The 17,049-nt window shown below is 72.9% G+C and carries 15 protein-coding genes and 1 tRNA gene; 6 read left to right on the top strand and 10 right to left on the bottom strand.

The genetic code is table 11. The features are described 5' to 3' along the window. Nucleotides 1-633 precede the first annotated feature (633 nt). The 10 genes from J2Z33_RS01145 to pdxH form a co-directional block, all read right to left on the bottom strand. The gene (locus J2Z33_RS01145) at nt 634-1,359 is read right to left on the bottom strand and encodes a FadR/GntR family transcriptional regulator (RefSeq protein WP_209837014.1); all 726 of its coding nucleotides are present in this window, start codon (nt 1,357-1,359) and stop codon (nt 634-636) included. 5 nt (nt 1,360-1,364) lie between these two features. Then, entirely contained in the window at nt 1,365-2,330 is a 966-nt protein-coding gene (gene yjfF, locus J2Z33_RS01150; RefSeq protein ID WP_209837016.1) for a galactofuranose ABC transporter, permease protein YjfF, read from the bottom strand. Further along, nucleotides 2,327-3,361, bottom strand: coding sequence for an ABC transporter permease (locus J2Z33_RS01155; RefSeq protein ID WP_209837018.1), 1,035 nt, complete (start codon nt 3,359-3,361; stop codon nt 2,327-2,329). The genes yjfF and J2Z33_RS01155 overlap by 4 nt, the downstream gene beginning before the upstream one ends. Beyond that, nucleotides 3,358-4,863: a sugar ABC transporter ATP-binding protein gene (locus J2Z33_RS01160; protein ID WP_209837020.1), complete on the bottom strand. Its 1,506-nt coding sequence runs from the start codon at nt 4,861-4,863 to the stop codon at nt 3,358-3,360. The genes J2Z33_RS01155 and J2Z33_RS01160 overlap by 4 nt, the downstream gene beginning before the upstream one ends. Before the next feature lie 190 nt (nt 4,864-5,053). Then, nucleotides 5,054-6,001 (bottom strand): galactofuranose ABC transporter, galactofuranose-binding protein YtfQ, encoded by a 948-nt coding sequence (gene ytfQ / locus J2Z33_RS01165; protein WP_209837022.1) that lies wholly within the window; start codon nt 5,999-6,001, stop codon nt 5,054-5,056. A 182-nt stretch (nt 6,002-6,183) separates the two neighbouring features. Next, nucleotides 6,184-7,953 carry a gamma-glutamyltransferase gene (ggt, locus tag J2Z33_RS01170; RefSeq protein WP_209837024.1) on the bottom strand — a complete coding sequence of 590 codons (1,770 nt, stop codon included), beginning with the start codon at nt 7,951-7,953 and terminating at the stop codon, nt 6,184-6,186. 152 nt (nt 7,954-8,105) lie between these two features. Next, a tRNA-Pro gene (locus J2Z33_RS01175) sits at nt 8,106-8,182 on the bottom strand. Nucleotides 8,183-8,258: 76 nt separating this feature from the next. Beyond that, nucleotides 8,259-8,729 (bottom strand): DUF192 domain-containing protein, encoded by a 471-nt coding sequence (locus tag J2Z33_RS01180; protein ID WP_209837483.1) that lies wholly within the window; start codon nt 8,727-8,729, stop codon nt 8,259-8,261. Continuing rightward, nucleotides 8,729-9,277: a cold-shock protein gene (locus J2Z33_RS01185; protein WP_209837026.1), complete on the bottom strand. Its 549-nt coding sequence runs from the start codon at nt 9,275-9,277 to the stop codon at nt 8,729-8,731. The genes J2Z33_RS01180 and J2Z33_RS01185 overlap by 1 nt, the downstream gene beginning before the upstream one ends. 260 nt (nt 9,278-9,537) lie before the next feature. After that, a complete protein-coding gene (gene pdxH / locus J2Z33_RS01190) occupies nt 9,538-10,143 on the bottom strand; it encodes a pyridoxamine 5'-phosphate oxidase (protein ID WP_209837028.1) in 606 nt (201 codons plus the stop codon). A 213-nt stretch (nt 10,144-10,356) separates the two neighbouring features. Here pdxH and fabI point away from each other — a divergent pair, with 213 nt between their 5' ends. The 6 genes from fabI (at nt 10,357) to trpE (ending at nt 17,035) form a co-directional block, all read left to right on the top strand. Next, on the top strand, nt 10,357-11,184 hold the full coding sequence (fabI, locus tag J2Z33_RS01195) for an enoyl-ACP reductase FabI (RefSeq protein WP_209837030.1): 828 nt from the start codon (nt 10,357-10,359) through the stop codon (nt 11,182-11,184). Beyond that, nucleotides 11,181-11,795, top strand: coding sequence for a LysE family translocator (locus tag J2Z33_RS01200; protein WP_209837032.1), 615 nt, complete (start codon nt 11,181-11,183; stop codon nt 11,793-11,795). Before fabI ends, J2Z33_RS01200 begins: the two co-directional genes overlap by 4 nt. A gap of 11 nt (nt 11,796-11,806) precedes the next feature. Continuing rightward, entirely contained in the window at nt 11,807-12,310 is a 504-nt protein-coding gene (gene gpt / locus J2Z33_RS01205; protein ID WP_209837034.1) for a xanthine phosphoribosyltransferase, read from the top strand. 100 nt (nt 12,311-12,410) lie between these two features. Beyond that, entirely contained in the window at nt 12,411-13,586 is a 1,176-nt protein-coding gene (locus J2Z33_RS01210) for an aminotransferase (protein WP_209837036.1), read from the top strand. 102 nt (nt 13,587-13,688) lie between these two features. Beyond that, entirely contained in the window at nt 13,689-15,524 is a 1,836-nt protein-coding gene (locus J2Z33_RS18615) for a peptidylprolyl isomerase (RefSeq protein WP_209837038.1), read from the top strand. Further along, nucleotides 15,524-17,035 carry an anthranilate synthase component I gene (trpE, locus tag J2Z33_RS01220; protein ID WP_209837040.1) on the top strand — a complete coding sequence of 504 codons (1,512 nt, stop codon included), beginning with the start codon at nt 15,524-15,526 and terminating at the stop codon, nt 17,033-17,035. The genes J2Z33_RS18615 and trpE overlap by 1 nt, the downstream gene beginning before the upstream one ends. Nucleotides 17,036-17,049: the final 14 nt, after the last annotated feature.

Genomic DNA, 17,049 nt, shown 5'->3' on the forward strand with positions numbered 1-17,049 from the left:
TCTTGCTGTGGATAACGCGATTTTCGGATTTGACAGGCGGCGAATTGGCGGAGTTGGGGATCCCATCCGATTCTACAGCGGTGGCCCCCAAGCTTATCCACAGGCCTGTGGCGGGCGGGCGACAATCGGGCGCGAACTCGGCGGTCCGGAGGGGCGCGCGGCGGCGAAGGAAACCCTTCGTTCAGGGATCGTCGGGGCGGAATCGGGCGGGCGGAGGTCGGGCGCGATTCGCCGGGGCGGCGGGAGGGGGATGGTGCCGGCCGCCCGCGACCGCCACCGCCGCAGATCGCGGCGTCGCCCCGCACGGCCCAGGAGGGCGGCGCCCACGCGGCCGAGAGCAACGCCCTCGCGGGCCTGTCCAGGCAGGAGATCGTGGAGGCCGGCGCGAGGGCCGGGACGCCGGTCCTCAGCGACCGCACCGTGAACCGCTGTCCGTCCAGCCCGAGCGCCGCCTGCGCCTCGGCGATCGTGGACAGGCACCGGAAGCGGACCCCCGTGGCCGGCCTGACGCTCGAAGCCGCCGGCGAGGTCCCGATTCAGCTCGGACGCCGGCCCGCACGACACGACGGACGGCCCGTCCGGGAGGCTCCCCGAGGACGACGGGTTTGCCCGCGCCCATCCCTGGCGTGGCCCTCACAGCGCGCGGACGATGCGGTCCCGGCCGACCATGATGACGTGGCGCATGGCTTCCTCGGCGGCCGGGGCGTCGCGGATGGCGATGGCTTCCACGATCCGGCCATGGTCCGCGGCGACCTCGGCCTGGGTGAGCGGGGCCTGGGCGGGGGAGCTGATCCAGAACGAGGACAGCAGCGCGGCCTCGATCAGCGCCGTGACCGACTGCATGAAGGCGTTGCCCGAGGCCCGGGTGATCTGCCGGTGCAGATCGAAGTCGGCCAGGGCGAAGGAGCGGCGGTCGGGGGCGTCCGCCATGGCGGCGACCGTCCGGCGCATGGCGGAGACGGCCCCCTCGTCCGCGCGACGGGCGGCGAGGCCGGCGGCGAAGGGCTCGATGGCGAGGCGCATCTCGGACAGGTCGGCGAGGAAGGTCCGGCCGGTGCCCCCTTCGATGTGCCAGCGCAGCACGTCGGCGTCGAACATGTTCCAGTCGTCGCGCGGGCGGACCTTGGTGCCGACCCGGCTCCGGGCCACGAGGAGGCCTTTGGCGGTCAGGGTCTTGACCGCCTCGCGCAGGACCGTGCGCGAGACGCCGAAGCGAAGGGCCAGATCCTCGTCGCGCGGGAGCGTCGATCCGGCGGGCTGGCGGCCCTGGATGATGGCGGCGCCGAGGCCGTCCACCACCTGGGCGTGGCTGTTGCGGGTGAGCTGGGCGTCGAGCGTGCCGAGGAGCCGGTTCGTCATCGGCCTCACGCCGCCCGCCGCGATCGGCCGAGCCGCAGCAGGCCCTTCTGCAGCACGATGAACAGGAACAGGAGAAGGCCGATGACGATCTTGGTCCACCAGCTCGACAGGGTGCCGTCGAAGACGATGTAGGTCTGGATCAGGCCCATGGTGAGCACCCCGAACAGCGTGCCCAGCACCGTGCCGCTGCCGCCCGACAGGAGCGTGCCGCCGATCACCACGGCGGCGATGGCGTTGAGCTCCACGCCCACGGTCGCGAGCGGATAGCCCGCCGCGGTGTAGATGGCGAAGGCGATGCCCGAGAGGCCCGCCATGAAGCCCGAGAAGGCGTAGACCAGCACCGTCGTCCGCCCGATGGGCACGCCCATCATGCGCGCCGTCGCCTCGCCTCCGCCGAGCGCGACGACATCGGTGCCGAAGCGGGTGCGGTGCGCGAGGACCATGCCGCCCGCGACCGACAGCAGCATCATGGCCCCGAGCAGCGTGAAGCGCCCCTTGCCGGGCATGAGCCAGTAGGCGCGTTGCAGCGTCTCGAAGAAGGGGTGGTCGATGGGGATGGAGTCGAGCGTCAGGAGGTAGGCCGCGCCGCGCGCCAGGAACATCCCCGCCAGCGTCACGATGAAGGCGGGCATGGCGAGCCCGTGGATCAGCGCCCCCTGGCCCGCGCCGAAGGCGGTGGTGAGGAGGAGCAGGAACGCGAAAGCCGCCAGCGGGTGCAGGCCGGTGTCGCGCAGCAGCACGGCGATGAACACGCCCGAGAAGGCGATGACCGAGCCCACCGACAGGTCGATGCCCCCCGACAGGATCACGACCGTCATGCCGACGGCGGCGATGCCGAGATAGGCGTTGTCGGTGAGCAGGTTCCCCACGACGCGGGTGGACAGGATGTTGGGGAACTGGAGCCAGCAGAGCAGGTAGGCCAGCAGGAAGATCGCGATGGTGGCATAGAGCGGCAGGCGGCGGGCGTTCATCGGCGGGCCTCCGGCAGGATGCGGGGCGAGGCGGCGGCCTCGTCGGCGTGGCGGCGGCGCGAGGCCAGCCCGCGCGCGAGGTCCGAGAGGCGCGGCGACTGGAGCATCAGGATCAGCAGCACGAGCGCGGCCTTGATGACGAGGTTGAACTCGGGCGGGAAGCCCGCGAGCAGGATGCCGGTGTTGATCGACTGGATGATGAGGGCCCCGATCAGCGAGGCCAGGATCGAGAAGCGCCCGCCCAGGAGCGAGGTGCCGCCGATGGCGACGGCGAGGATGGCGTCGAGCTCCAGCCAGAGGCCGGCGTTGTTGGCGTCCGCGCCCCGGATGTCGCCGGTGACGATCAGCCCCGCGAGCGCGGCGCAGAGGCCCGAGATCATGTAGACGGCCAGCAGGAGCACGGTGGCGCTCACGCCCGCGAGGCGACTCGCGCGGAGGTTGATGCCGACGGACTCGATCAGGAGGCCCAGGGCGGTGCGGCGCACGAGGAGGGCCGAGACGATGCCCGCGCCGATCCAGAGCCAGGCGGGCACGGGCAGGCCCAGGAGAGCGCCGGAGCCGAGGAAGGCGAGGCCGGGGTCGCTGAAGGTCAGGATCTGGCCCTCGGTGATGAGTTGGGCGATGCCGCGTCCGGCGACCATCAGGATCAGCGTGGCGACGATGGGCTGGATGCCGAGGACCGCCACGAGGAAGCCGTTCCAAAGGCCGCACAGGAGCCCCGCCGCCAGCGCGAGCGGGACGGCGGCCCCGAGACCCCAGCCCCGGTCCACCGCGAAGGCGGCCGAGGCCCCGCAGATCGCCATGACCGCGCCCACCGACAGGTCGATGCCGCGCGTGGCGATCACCAGGGTCATGCCGATGGCGAGGAGCGCGACCGGCGCGCCGCGCTTGAGCACGTCGATGGGGCTGCCTACCAGCCGGTCGCCGCTGACGCCGACCGATAGGAAGCTCGGGAAGACGACGCTGACCAGCGCCAGCACCGCCAGGAGGGTGAGGAGCTGGGGCGCGATGCGACGGAGGAGCGCGATCATCGGGCGGCCTCCAGCGTCGTCTCGGGCGCGGCGATGGCGCGGACGATGGCGTCGGTGGTGATGTCGGCCCCGGTCAGCTCGGCGACGTGCTGGCGGTCGCGGACCACGATCACGCGGTCGGAGACGGCGACCAGCTCCTCCAGCTCGGAGGAGATGACGAGGACGGACATCCCGCCGGCCACCATCTCGTTGACGAGGCGCAGCACCTCGGCGTGGGCACCCACGTCGATGCCGCGCGTGGGCTCGTCGAGGATGAGGACGCGCGGGTTCATGGCGAGCCAGCGGGCGAGGATCACCTTCTGCTGGTTGCCGCCCGAGAGGAGGCCCACCGGCTTTTCCGGGCCGGGCGTGCGGATGTCGAGGCGGCGGATGAAATCCTCGGCCAGCCGCCGCTGCTCGGCGCGGGGCAAGGGACGCGCCCAGCCGCGATGGGCCTGGAGGGCGAGGGCGATGTTCTCGCGCACCGACAGGTCGGCGATGAGGCCGGAGGTCTTGCGGTCCTCGGGGGCGAAGCCGAAGCCGGCGGCGATGGCGCGGGCGGGGGTGGAGACGTCCACGGGGCCGCCCGCGTCGCGGACCGTGCCGCTGTCGGCGGGGGTCGCGCCGAACAGGACCTCGGCGGTCTCGGTCCGGCCCGAGCCGAGGAGGCCCGCCATGCCCACGACCTCGCCCTTGCGGAAGCTCAGGTCGAAGGGCGCGATGCGGCCGCGCTTGCCCAGGCCCTCGGCGCGCAGCAGCTCCTCGCCGGTGGCGTGGGCGGCGCGGCCGTGGGCGGTGGCCTGCTCCAGCTCGCGGCCGAGCATCAGGTTGACGAGGCGGACGCGGTCGAGGGTCGCGGCCTCGGTGGTGGCGATGTGGCGGCCGTTCCGCAGGACGGTGACGCGGTCCGAGATGGCGAAGACCTGATCGAGGAAGTGGGACACGAAGACGATGCCCAGGCCCCGGTCCCTGAGCCGCCGCACCACGTCGAACAGCATCGCCACCTCGCGGGCGTCGAGGCTCGCGGTGGGCTCGTCGAGGATGAGGACCTTGCCGGACAGGTGGACGGCGCGGGCGATGGCGACGATCTGCTGGACGGCGACGGAATAGGCCCCGAGGTCGCGGTCCACGTCGATGTCGAGGCCGTAGCCCGACAGCATCCCGCGCGCGAGCGCCCGCATCCCGCGCGGGCTGACGAGGCCCCAGCGGCGGGGCTGGCGGCCGAGCGTCAGGTTCTCGGCGACCGTGAGGTTGGGCAAGAGGTTCACCTCCTGGTAGACGGTGCCGATGCCCAGCGCCTGCGCGTGGGCGGTGCCCTGCGGGTCCACGGGCTGGCCGTCGAGGAGGATGTCGCCGCCGTCGCGGCGGTAGGCGCCGGTCAGGCACTTGATGAGCGTGGACTTGCCCGCCCCGTTCTCGCCCAGCAGGGCATGGACCTCGCCCGCCGCGAGGTCGAAGCCGACGCCGTCGAGCGCGACGGTGCCGGGGAATCGCTTGGTCAGGGCTTGGGCTTGCAGGCGCATGGCGGGCGAATCTCCTTTCGCGTTCGGGTGGCGTTGGCGTCCATCCTGACGGAGCGGGGTTGACGAAGCGTGACAGCATCGAACGCCCGGTCGCGTTTCGCGCAACACCCTTGACGATCCTGCGGCCCGGTGGACGGCCCCCGCGAATCGGCGCCGGCGGGGAGCCCCTCGCCGGCGCCGGTCCCGGCGATCAGTAGCCGAGGCCCTTGCGGCGGTCGTATTCGGCCTGCGGGTCGTCCGCCTGGGTGTAGAGCCTGGACTCGGTCTGGATGAACTTGGGCGGCTCGGTGCCCGCGTCCCAGTAGGCCTGGAGCGCATCGAAGGCCGGGCCGGCCATGTTGGGCGTCAGCTCGACGGTGGCGTTGGCCTCTCCCGCCGCCATGGCCTGGAAGATGTCGGGCACGGCGTCGATGGAGACCACGAGGATGTCCTCGCCGGGCTTGAGGCCCGCCTCCTTGATGGCCTGGATCGCGCCCACGGCCATGTCGTCGTTGTGGGCGTAGAGCGCGCAGATGTCCGCGCCGCCGTTCTCGGCCTGGAGGAACGCCTCCATGACGGTCTTGCCCTGCGCGCGGGTGAAGTCGCCGGTCTGGGACTGGACGATCTCGATGTTGGCGTGGCCCTCGATGCCGTCGCGGAAGCCCTGGGCGCGGTCGATGGCGGGCGAGGAGCCCGTCGTGCCCTGCAGCTCCACGACGCGGCAGGGCTGGTCGCCGACCTGCCCGGCGAGCCATTCGCCCGCGACCTCGCCCTCGTGCACGAGGTCCGAGCCCACGGCGGTCAGGTAGAGCGAGGGGTCGCTGTCCACCATCCGGTCGAGCAGGACGACGGGGATCTCGGCCTCGGCGGCCTCCTCCAGCACGGCGTCCCAGCCGGTCGCCACCACGGGGGCGAGGAGGATGGCGTCCACGCCCTGCGCGATGAAGGAGCGGACGGCGGCGATCTGGTTCTCCTGCTTCTGCTGGGCGTCCGAGAACTGGAGCTGGAGGCCCCGCGCCTCGGCCTCCTGCTGGGTCACGGTGGTCTCGGCCGCGCGCCAGCCCGATTCCGAGCCGATCTGCGAGAAGCCTACGACCTGCGCGGACGCGGCCGTTCCCAGCGCCAGCGCCGCCGCGCTGGCGAGAAGTGTGGTCCTCATTGTGGGTCTCCTCCCTTGAGCCTTTCGGCTGAAGGTAGATTAGTAATACTATATTTCCGATCAAGCGATAATTCGGGCGGCGCGTCGCGAGCCGGGGTCGAGGGAGGGCGCGACCGCCGCCTCCTGGGCGATGTCGCGCGATGGGGGCTCGCCGCCCGGCCGGGTTCGGGCCACGCGGGGCCTCAGTCCCCGATCGCGACCCCTTCGCGCCGGCTGTCGGCCCCGCCGGCCAGCCCTTCGGGCGTGACGACGATGGCCTGGATGCCGGAGGTCATCTCGGCCACGCTGACCTCGTGGCCCAGGGCTTCGAGCGCCGCCGCCCAGCCCTCGGCCTCGGTCCCGGCTTCCAGCTCGGTCGGGCCGTTGCGCGAGCCGAAGTTGGGCAGGTCCACCGCCGCCTGCGGGTCGAGCCCCCAGTCGAGGATGCCGACCAGCGTCTTGGCCACGAAGCCGATGATCTGGCTGCCGCCGGGCGAGCCCGCGACGACGTAAAGGCGGCCATGGGCGTCGAAGACGAGGGTGGGCGCCATGGAGCTGCGCGGCCGCTTGCCGGGCTCCACCCGGTTGGCGACCGGTTGGCCCTCCTCCTCGGGCAGGAAGGCGAAGTCGGTCAGCTCGTTGTTGAGCAGGAACCCGCCGGCGGTCATCAGCCGCGCGCCGAAGCCCGCCTCGATGGTCGTGGTCATCGACACCGCGTTGCCGTCGCGGTCCACCACCGAGATGTGGCTGGTGCCGTTCTCGGGGCCGTCGGACGGCGCGAACCGCCCGCCCTGCCGGAACGGCGGCTCGCCCGCCTCGGCCTCGCCCATCGAGCGGGCGGGGTCGATCAGGGCGGCGCGGCCCGCGAGGTAGCCCTCGTCCAGGAGGCCGCGCAGGGGGACGGCGACGAAGTCGGGGTCGCCCAGGTAGCGCGCGCGGTCGGCGAAGGCGAGGCGCCCGGCCTCGGCGAACCGGTGGACGGCTTCGGGCCCCGGGCCCAGGGCGGCCATGTCGGCGGGCTCGATCACGCCCAGGATCTGCTGGATGGCGACGGCTCCCGAGGAGGGCGGGCCCATGCCGCAGACCCGGTAGGCGCGGTAGTCGCCGCAGACCGGCTCGCGCTCCACGACGCGGTAGCCCCCCAGGTCGGCCAGCGTCATGTCGCCGGGGTTGGTCGGGTGGCCGGCGACGGTGCTCACGATGTCCCGCGCGATCGCGCCGGCATAGAAGGCGTCGGCCCCCTCGGCCGCGAGCCGGCGCAGCGTCGCGGCGAAGGCGGGGTTGGTCAGGCGCGCGCCCGCCGCCTTGGGCGTGCCGTCGGCCGTGTAGAACAGGGCGCGCGCCCGCGGGTCGTCGGCGAGGACCTCCTCCTGGGCGAGGCTTCCCGCCAGGCGCGGCGAGATCGCGAAGCCCTCCTCGGCGAGGCGGATGGCCGGATCGAACAGCCGCGCCCAGGGCAGCCGCCCCCAGCGCCGGTGGGCCTCCTCCAGGAGGCGCGGGGTGCCCGGCACGCCGACCGAGCGGCCGCCCACGACGGCGGCCATGAACTCCATGGGCGCCCCGTCCGGGCCGAGGAAGCGGTCCGGGGTGGCGGCCGTCGGCGCGGTCTCGCGGCCGTCGAGGCTGACGAGCGCGCGCCGGCCCTCGTCCCAGTGCAGCAGGAAGGCGCCGCCGCCCAGGCCGGAGCTTTGCGGCTCCACGAGGTTAAGCACGAGCTGGACGGCGATGGCCGCGTCCACCGCGCTGCCGCCCGCCCGCAGGATGTCGAGGCCGGCCTGCGCGGCGAGCGGGTTGGCGGCGGCGACCATCTGCTCCGTCGCTTCGCCTCCCGCGCGCGGGCTGCGGCCGGTCGCGACCTCGGGCGCGAGGTCGGCGGCGGCACCTTGCGCGAGGGGTCCCGTCGCGGCCAGGGGTGACAAGGCGATCAGCGCGGCACAGGCCAGCGCGCGCCATGGAGGGATCGGGTGAGGCATGGGTCGCGTCCTCTGCTGCGCCAGCGGCGGCTCCCGGCTGGCCGCTCGGAGCGTAGCACGATCCGGCTCGGCCTGTCGGCATCGCCGTGGGCGCGAGGGCCTGGCCGTCTCCGCAGCCCGGCCCGCGTCCGATCCGGAATCATTCGCGATGTTGGTCGGGGCGGAGAGATTCGAACTCCCGACCCTCTGCTCCCAAAGCAGATGCGCTACCAGACTGCGCTACGCCCCGAACCGACCGCACACATACGGCAGCCGCGCCGGAATGCAATGCGTCCCGGCGGCGGGAGCGGCGAGCGGGGGCGGGCTCAGGGGCAGGGCCGCGCCGCGCCCTCGCCGAGGCTGGGGTGCTGGAGCACGTCGCCGGGCGCGATGCCGAGGCGGGCGGCGAGGCCGCCGTTGATCTCCAGCACGAACTGGACGCCCTCGCCGCCGGGGATGGGGGTGCGGTCCAGGGGAACGGCGTTCCCGTGCACCCGCGTCACCACGCCGTCCGGCCCCGCGAAGATCATGTCGAGCGGGATGAGGGTGTTCTCCATCCAGAAGGACACGGGCTGCGGCCGGTCGTAGACGAAGAGCATCCCCGACAGGGTGTCCATCCGCTCCACGTGCATGAGGCCCCGCGCCCGCTCCTCCGGGTCGTCGGCGACCTCGACGGCGAAACGCGCCTCGCCGAAGCCGCCCGAGACGGTCACGAGGTCCGGGCGGCAGTCCGCGCCCAGCGCCGGGCCCGCCACGAGGGCGAGCAGCGCGGCGGCCCGGATCGCGCGCGGGCCCATCATGCGGCGCCCCGCGTCGCCGCGCCGCGTCCCGCCGCGTCCCAGGCCAGCACCTCGACCGCGAGGCGGCCGCGCTTGCCCTCGATGACGCGGAGGCCCACCGCCTCGCCGGGGACGAGGTCGGCGAAGCCCGAGCGGCGGAGAACCTCGATGTGCAGGAACACGTCCTCCTCCGATCCCCAGACGTTGGCGAAGCCGAAGCCCTTGGCCTTATCGAACCACTTCACGCGCGCCGGTTCAACCGGCTGGCTGGCCAGGAGGGACACGTCCATGTCCGCGAGGTCGGCGAGCCCCGCGCCCGGCGGCACCTCGGGCGGCTGGATCGACACGACGGCGGTGGCCTGCATCCCCCTGTCGGTCTGCGCCACCTCGACGGCGATGGCCGAGCCGTCGGCGACGGTGCTCTGGCCGAAGCTGCGGAGCACGTTGGCATGAAGGAGGATGTCGGGGCCGCCCTCGTCGGACACGACGAAGCCGAAGCCCTTTCCGGGATCGAACCACTTGACGTGACCGCGGACGGCGGGACGTCCACTCGGGTCTTCAGGCATTTCTGGAGATCTCGCTTACCGGGCCCTGGGGAGCCCGGCCTTGGGTTGGGTCGGGAAGTCGGGTCGGGGTCGAAGCGCAACGCGCCGCCGCGGATCGGCTATCCCAGAAGGCCGGGCGCGGCACGATGCACAAAGGTCACGTGACGGATGGTCACATCGGGGGGAACGGGGCTGGGGCGCCATGGACCGGGCCGGGCCCCCCGGCCGGGGAGGGCCGGGGATAGAAGGTCGAGGGTCGGGGCGCGGAGGCGGCGGGACGGTCATGGGTTGAGGCGGCGCACCTCCCATTCGGATCGGGGATCGGGCCGCGACCAGCGGAAGCGGTCGTGCAGGCGGAAGGGGCCGTCCGCCCAGAACTCGATCTCGACCGGCTCCAGCCGGTAGCCGCCCCAGAAGGGCGGGCGGGGCGGGCTGGCCCCGAAGCGGGCGGTGACCCTGGCCACCTCGGCCAGGAGGGCGGCGCGCGACTCGAGGGGGCGGGACTGGCGCGAGGCCCAGGCGCCGAGCCGGCTGCGAAGCGAGCGCGAGGCGAAGTAGGCGTCGGCCTGCGGCCCCTCGACCCGGACCACCGGGCCGCGCACCCGCACCTGCCGGCGCAGCGTCTTCCAGTGCATCACGAAAGCGGCGCGGCCGGCGGATTCGATCTCCTCGGCCTTGCGGCTCTCGTAGTTGGTGTAGAAGACGAAGGCCGCGTCCTCGATCTCCTTGAGGAGCACCATTCGGGCGTTGGGCAGGCCCGAGGCGTCCACGGTGGCGAGCGCGATGGCGTTGGGGTCGTTGGGCTCGGTCGCCTCGGCCTCGCGGAGCCAGGCGCGCGCCAGCGCGAACGGGTCGTCGCCCTCGAATGGTCCGGTCCGGTCAGCCACGTCGCGCTCCCTTTCAGATGGCGGCGATAGACGCTAGCGCGGGCGGGACGCAAGTTCGATTGTCTTATGACGTAGCGGAGCGAATCGGGCGGGGCCGGGGTCCGGGGCCCTCGGCGCGCCGCGGCTCGGGGGCTGGGACCTGGGGGCTGGGCCTTGATGCAGGGAACCCGTTCGCCTACACGCTTGCGAAACGCCGCAGGGAAAGGATGGCCCATGCAGACGGAGCTGCTGAAGGGCAAGCGCGGCCTCATCATGGGGCTGGCCAACGACAAGTCGATCGCCTGGGGCATCGCCAAGGCCTGCCGCGAGGCGGGGGCGGAGCTGGCCTTCTCCTACCAGGGCGAGGCGCTGCGGAAGCGCGTGGCGCCCCTCGCGGCGGAGGTCGGCTCGGATATCGTGCTGCCCTGCGACGTGGGCGACATGGCGTCGGTGGACGCGCTGTTCGCGGCGCTGGAGGCGCGCTGGGGGCGGCTCGACTTCCTGGTCCACGCGATCGGCTTCTCGGACAAGGAGCAGCTGCGCGGGCGCTACGTGGACACGACGCGCGACAACTTCCTGCTGACGATGGACATCTCGGTGTTCTCGTTCACCGCCGTCGTGAACCGCGCCTCGCGGATGATGGCGGATGGAGGGGCCTGCCTCACGCTCACCTATTACGGGGCGGAGCGGGTGATGCCGCACTACAACGTCATGGGCGTGGCCAAGGCGGCGCTGGAGGCGAGCGTGCGCTACCTCGCCGAAGACCTGGGCAAGGACGGCATCCGCGTCAACGCCATCAGCGCCGGGCCGATCAAGACGCTGGCCGCCTCCGGGATCGGCGATTTCCGCTACATCCTGAAGTGGAACGAGCTGAACTCGCCGCTGCGCCGGAACGTCACGCAGGAGGAGGTGGGCAAGTCGGCGCTGTTCCTGCTGTCGGACCTCGGGTCCGGGACCACGGGCGAGGTGCTGCACGTGGACGCGGGCTATCACGTCGTCGGCATGAAGGCCGTGGACGCGCCCGACATCGACGCCGGCCGGAAGGCCGAGGCGGCGTCGTGACCCTGGCCGCCTTCGCCGCCGCCTGGCTCATCCACCTCCTCGCCGCCGCGAGCCCCGGCCCCGCCATCCTGATGTCGGCGCGGACGGGCGTGACCGAGGGGTTCCGCACCGGCGCGTGGCTGGCGCTGGGGATCGGGTTCGGCGCGGTGGTCTGGGCGATGGCGGCGCTGTTCGGGCTGGCCGCGGTGTTCCACGTCGCGCCGGCGCTGTTCCGGGGCTTCAAGGTCATGGGCGCGCTGGTCCTGATCTGGATGGCGGTCCAGATGTGGCGGCACGCGCCCGAGCGGCTGGACATGGAATCGAGAGGACGGCCGCCGCGCGGCGCGGGGTCGGCGTTGCGCCTTGGCCTCGTGACTCAGCTCGCCAATCCCAAGCCGGCGGTGTTCTTCGGGGCCGTGTTCGTCGGCACCGTGCCGCCCGGCACCTCGCTGCCCTGGGTCGGGGCGCTGATGGCGATGGTGCTGGCGAACGAGGTGTTCTGCAACCTGGTGGTGGCGCGCGTCTTTTCGTTCGAGGGGCCGCGCCGCGCCTATGCCCGGCTCAAGACCGGCGTGGACCGCGCCTTCGGCGGGGTGCTGGCGCTGCTCGGCCTCAAGATCGCCCTGACCTGAAAGAGTTTGCCATGACCGACCGGCTGCCCCACGAAAAGGGGTTCCACATCTCCTGGGACCAGATCCACCGCGACAGCCGCGCTCTGGCGTGGCGGCTGGACGGCCAGGGGCCGGACAACGGCGCGTGGAAGGCCGTGGTGGCGATCACGCGGGGCGGGATGGCCCCGGCGATGATCGTGAGCCGCGAGCTGGGCATCCGCACCGTCGATACGATCAGCGTCCAGAGCTACAACCACCAGAGCCAGAGCGAGGCGCAGGTGCTCAAGGCGCCGGACGCGGGGCTGATGGGCGACGGGACCGGCATCCTGATCGTCGATGACCTCGTGGATTCGGGGCGCACGCTGGAGCTGGTGCGGCAGATGTACCCGAGGGCGCATTTCGCCACCGTCTACGCCAAGCCCAAGGGGCGGGCGCAGGTCGATACCTTCATCACCGAGGTGAGCCAGGACACCTGGATCTTCTTCCCCTGGGACATGGCGCTGCAATACGTCGAGCCCTATCGCGGTCGTGATTGATCGTCCTCCCTTTCCGTTGATTCGCGTTCTGGAAAGACCCTAGCACGCCCCTCCTTGCGATCCGGTTAACGCCGGACGGATCCTCCCGAGGCCCGCGCCGATGACCCTGCCCCGCACCGCCACGACCTTCGCGCCGCCCGTCATGGAGGCGCGGCGCTGGCTGGAGGGCGTGGCGTTCCCGGCGAACCGGCCGCTGCTCAACGTGAGCCAGGCGGCGCCGGTCGATCCGCCGCCCGCGCCGCTGCGCGAGGCCATGTCCGAACTCGTGCTGAACGACCCCGCCGTGCACCTCTACGGGCCGGTGCTGGGGCTGCCCGCCCTGCGCGAGGAGATCGCGGGACAGTGGTCGGCGGCCTACGGGGGCGAGGTGCGCGCGGATCGGGTCGCCATCACGGCAGGCTGCAACCAGGCCTATTGCGCCGCCCTCGCCGCCCTCTGCGGCGAGGGGGACGAGGTGATCCTGCCGGTGCCCTATTACTTCAATCATCGGATGTGGAACGACATGGCGGGGGTGCGGACGATCCCCCTGCCCTGCGGCCCCGGCCTGATCCCCGACCCGGAGGCGGCGGCCGCCCGGATCACGCCGCGCACGCGGGCCATCGTGCTGGTGACGCCGAACAACCCCGGCGGGGCGGAGTATCCGGCCGCCGTGGTCCGCGCCTTCTTCGACCTCGCGCGCGCGCGAGGGCTTGCGCTGGTGCTGGACGAGACCTACCGCGACTTCGATTCGCGCGAGGGGGCGCCGCACGACCTGTTCCGCGAGCCCGACTGGGACCGGACGCTGGTCCATCTGTATTCCTTCTCGAAGGCTTACCGGCTCACGGGGCATCGGGTGGGGGCGGTCCTGTCGTCGCCCGCCCGGCTGGCCGAGGTGGAGAAGTTCCTCGACACGGTGGCGATCTGCGCGCCGCAACTGGGGCAGCACGCGGCGCTCTGGGGGATGCGGCACCTGGGCGAATGGGTCGCGGGCGAGCGGCGCGAGATCCTCGACCGCCGCGCGGCGGTGCTGGAGGGGTTCCCCCGGCTGGCGGCCAAGGGCTGGGAGCTGCGGGGCTGCGGGGCCTACTTCGCCTATGCGACGCACCCCTTCGCGGAAGGATCGGACGCGCTGGCGAAGCGGCTGGTGCGGGAGGCGGGCGTGCTGCTGCTGCCGGGGACAATGTTCTTCCCCGAGGGCGCGGCCGAGGCCGGGCGGGGCCTGCGGATCGCCTTCGCCAACGTGGACCGGCCGGGGATCGGCGCGCTGATCGACCGGCTGGACGGCGTGACGCCCTGACGCCGGCGACCCCGAGGCTCGCGGGCCCCTGACGCTTGCAGGCATCGGCCCGCCCGGCTAGGCAGGGCCCGCCCCGGCAGAGGGCGCAGCGGGGGGACCGGCATGGCGGCGCGCAGGAACAGCAAGTGGATCTACTGGCTCATGGTGGGCGGGATCCTCCTGGGCTTCGGGGGCTGGTTCACCGGCGGCGGCGGCGCGCGATCGACCGCCGTGGGGACCGTGGGCGGCCTGGAGATCAGCGCCCAGAGCTACGCCAACGCCTTGCAGAACCAGCTTCGCCAGATCGAGGAGCAGTCCGGCCAGCGGCTGACCCTGGAGCAGGCGCAGGCGCTGGGGCTCGACCGCGCGGTGCTGGCGCACGTGGTGACGCGGCGGGTGCTGGACGCCGAGGCGCGCAGGCTCGGCCTGTCGGCGGGCGACGCGCGGGTGGCCGAGGCCGTCCTGGCGACGCCGGGTTTCCAGGGGCTCGACGGGCAGTTCGATCGCGAGGTCTACCGCGAGCAGCTCCGCCGCAACGGGCTGACCGAGGCCGCCTTCGAGACGGCGCTGCGCGAGGACACGGCGAGGACGATCCTGCAGGCCGCGATCCTGGGCGGCGTGGCGCGGCCCGAGACCTATGCCGAGGTGCTGTCGGCCTGGACCAACGAGACGCGGGCCGTCACCTGGGCCCCGGTCGGGGCCGAGGGGGTGACGCTGCCGGAGCCCACCGCCGAGCAGCTCCGGGCCTACTACGACGCCCATCCCGGGGACTTCACCGCGCCGGAGGTGCGGCAGGTCGGCTATGCCTGGATCACGCCCGAGATGATCCAGGCCGAGCTGCCGGTCGATGACGCCGCCGTGCGGGAGCTTTACGAGAGCCGGCGGGACGAGTTCGTGCAGGAGGAGCGCCGGCTGGTGGAGCGGCTGGTCTATCCCGACGAGGCGCAGGCGCAGGCGGCGCGCGCCCGGGTCGATGCGGGCGAGGCGGGGTTCGAGGACCTCGTGGCAGAGCGGGGGCTGCTGCTGGCGGATGCCGACCTGGGCGACGTGTCGCGGGCCGAGCTGGGCGCGGCGGGCGAGGCGGTGTTCGCGGCCGGGACGGGGAGCGTCGTCGGGCCCCTTCCCTCGGACCTCGGGCCGGCGCTCTACCGCGTCAACGCGGTGCTGGCGGCGCAGGAGACCAGCCTGGAGGAGGCCGCGCCCGGCCTGCGGACGGAGATCGCCAACGAGGCGGCGCGCGAGGTGATCGCCGGGATCGAGCCGCAGGTGCAGGACCTCCTGGCCGGGGGCGCGACGGTCGAGGACATCGCCCGGCGGACCGACCTGGAGGCCGGGCAGGTCGCCTGGTCGGAGGGCGCGACCGAGGGGCCGGCGGCCTATCAGGAGTTCCGCGACGCCGCCGCCGCCGCGCGGGAGGGCGCGTCGCCCGAGATCGTGCCGCTGGCGGACGGGGGGCTTCTGGTCCTGCGGCTCGATGGCGTGACGCCGCCCGCCCTGCGTCCCTTCGAGGAGGTCGAGGCCGAGGCGCGCGCCGGCTGGGAGGCGCAGGCCCGCCGCGAGGCCGTGCTGGCCCGGGCCGAGGCCGGGGCGGAGGCCATCGCCGGGGGCGCGAGCTTCGAGGACCAGGGCCTTGCGCCCGTCACCGAGCCCGCGCTGGCGCGGCGCGGCGCCATCGAGGGCACCCCGCCCGGCTTCGTGGAGGCGGCCTTCGGGATGCAGCGCGGCGCGACTCGGGCCCTGCCCTCGGGCGAGGGCGCGGTGGTGCTGCGGCTCGATTCGGTGACGCCGGCCCAGGCGGACGACCCGGCCGTGATCGCCGAGCGGGCGGCCGTGGAGTCGCAGGTCTCGGGCAGCCTTTCGCAGGATCTCATCGACGCCGTCGCCCAGGCGCTCCAGGCGGGGACCGAGATCCGCATCGACGACCAGGCCATCGCGGCCGTGAACGCGCAGATCAACTGATGGCACTCCTTCCCGATTACGAGACGTTCCGCGCGGGCTACGAGGCTGGGCGCAACCAGGTGGTCTGGACGCGGCTGGCGGCGGACCTCGACACGCCGGTGTCGCTGATGCTGAAGCTCGCCGGGGCGGCCAAGCATTCGTTCATGCTGGAGAGCGTGACGGGGGGCGAGGTGCGGGGGCGCTACTCCATCGTCGGGATGAACCCGGACCTCGTGTGGGAATGCCGGGGGACCGGGAGCCGGCTGAACCGGGCGGCGCGCTATGACGAGGAGGCGTTCGAGGCGCTGCCCGGATCGCCGGTGGAGACGCTGCGGGCGCTGCTGGCGGAGTGCCGGGTCGAGTTGCCGGAGGGGTTGCCGGCGGCGTCGGCGGGGCTGTTCGGGTATCTGGGCTACGACATGATCCGGCTGATCGAGGATCTGCCGGATTCGCGGCCCGACCCGCTGGGCCTGCCGGACGCGGTGATGCTGCGGCCGTCGGTGGTGGCGGTGCTGGACGGGGTGAAGGGCGACGTGATCCTGGTGGCGCCGGCCTGGACGGGATCGGGGCTGCCGGCGAAGGCGGCCCATGCCCAGGCGGCCGAGCGGGTGATGGACGCGCAGCGGGCGCTGGAGCGGGGGATGCCGATGGCGCCCCGCGCGCTGGGGCAGCCGCGCGAAGCGTCGCCGCCGGTGTCGAACTTCACGAAGGCGGGCTACATGGCGGCCGTGGAGAAGGCCAAGGACTACATCCGCGCGGGCGACATCTTCCAGGTGGTACCGGCGCAGCGCTGGACGCAGACCTTCGCGGAGCCGCCCTTCGCGTTGTATCGGAGCCTGCGCCGGACCAACCCGTCGCCCTTCATGTTCTTCTTCAACTTCGGCGGCTATCAGGTGATCGGCGCGAGCCCCGAGATCCTGGTGCGGGTCTTCGGGAGCGAGGTGACGATCCGCCCGATCGCCGGGACGCGGCCGCGTGGGCAGACGCCCGAGCAGGATCGGGCCCACGAGGAGTCGCTGCTGGCCGACCAGAAGGAACGGGCGGAGCACCTGATGCTGCTCGACTTGGGTCGCAACGACGTGGGGCGAGTGGCGAAGCCGGGCACGGTGCGGCCGACCGAGTCCTTCGTGATCGAGCGGTATTCCCACGTCATGCACATCGTGTCGAACGTGGTGGGCGAACTGGCCGAGGGGCAGGACGCGCTGTCGGCCTTCTTCGCGGGAATGCCGGCAGGGACGGTCTCGGGCGCCCCCAAGGTGCGGGCGATGCAGATCATCGACGAGCTGGAGCCCGAGAAGCGCGGCGTCTACGGCGGCGGCGTCGGCTACTTCAGCGCGAACGGCGACATGGACATGTGCATCGCGCTGCGGACGGCGGTGCTGAAGGGCGACCAGCTCTACATCCAGTCGGGCGGCGGCGTCGTCTACGACAGCGACCCCGAGGCGGAATACATGGAAACGGTCCACAAGTCGCAGGCCATCCGCAAGGCGGCCGAGGACGCGGCGATGTTCCGGCCCGAGGGGAACGGCTAGGACTCTTCGTCGAA

Source organism: Rubellimicrobium aerolatum, from assembly GCF_017872975.1.
In the GTDB taxonomy this organism is placed as follows: domain Bacteria; phylum Pseudomonadota; class Alphaproteobacteria; order Rhodobacterales; family Rhodobacteraceae; genus Rubellimicrobium; species Rubellimicrobium aerolatum.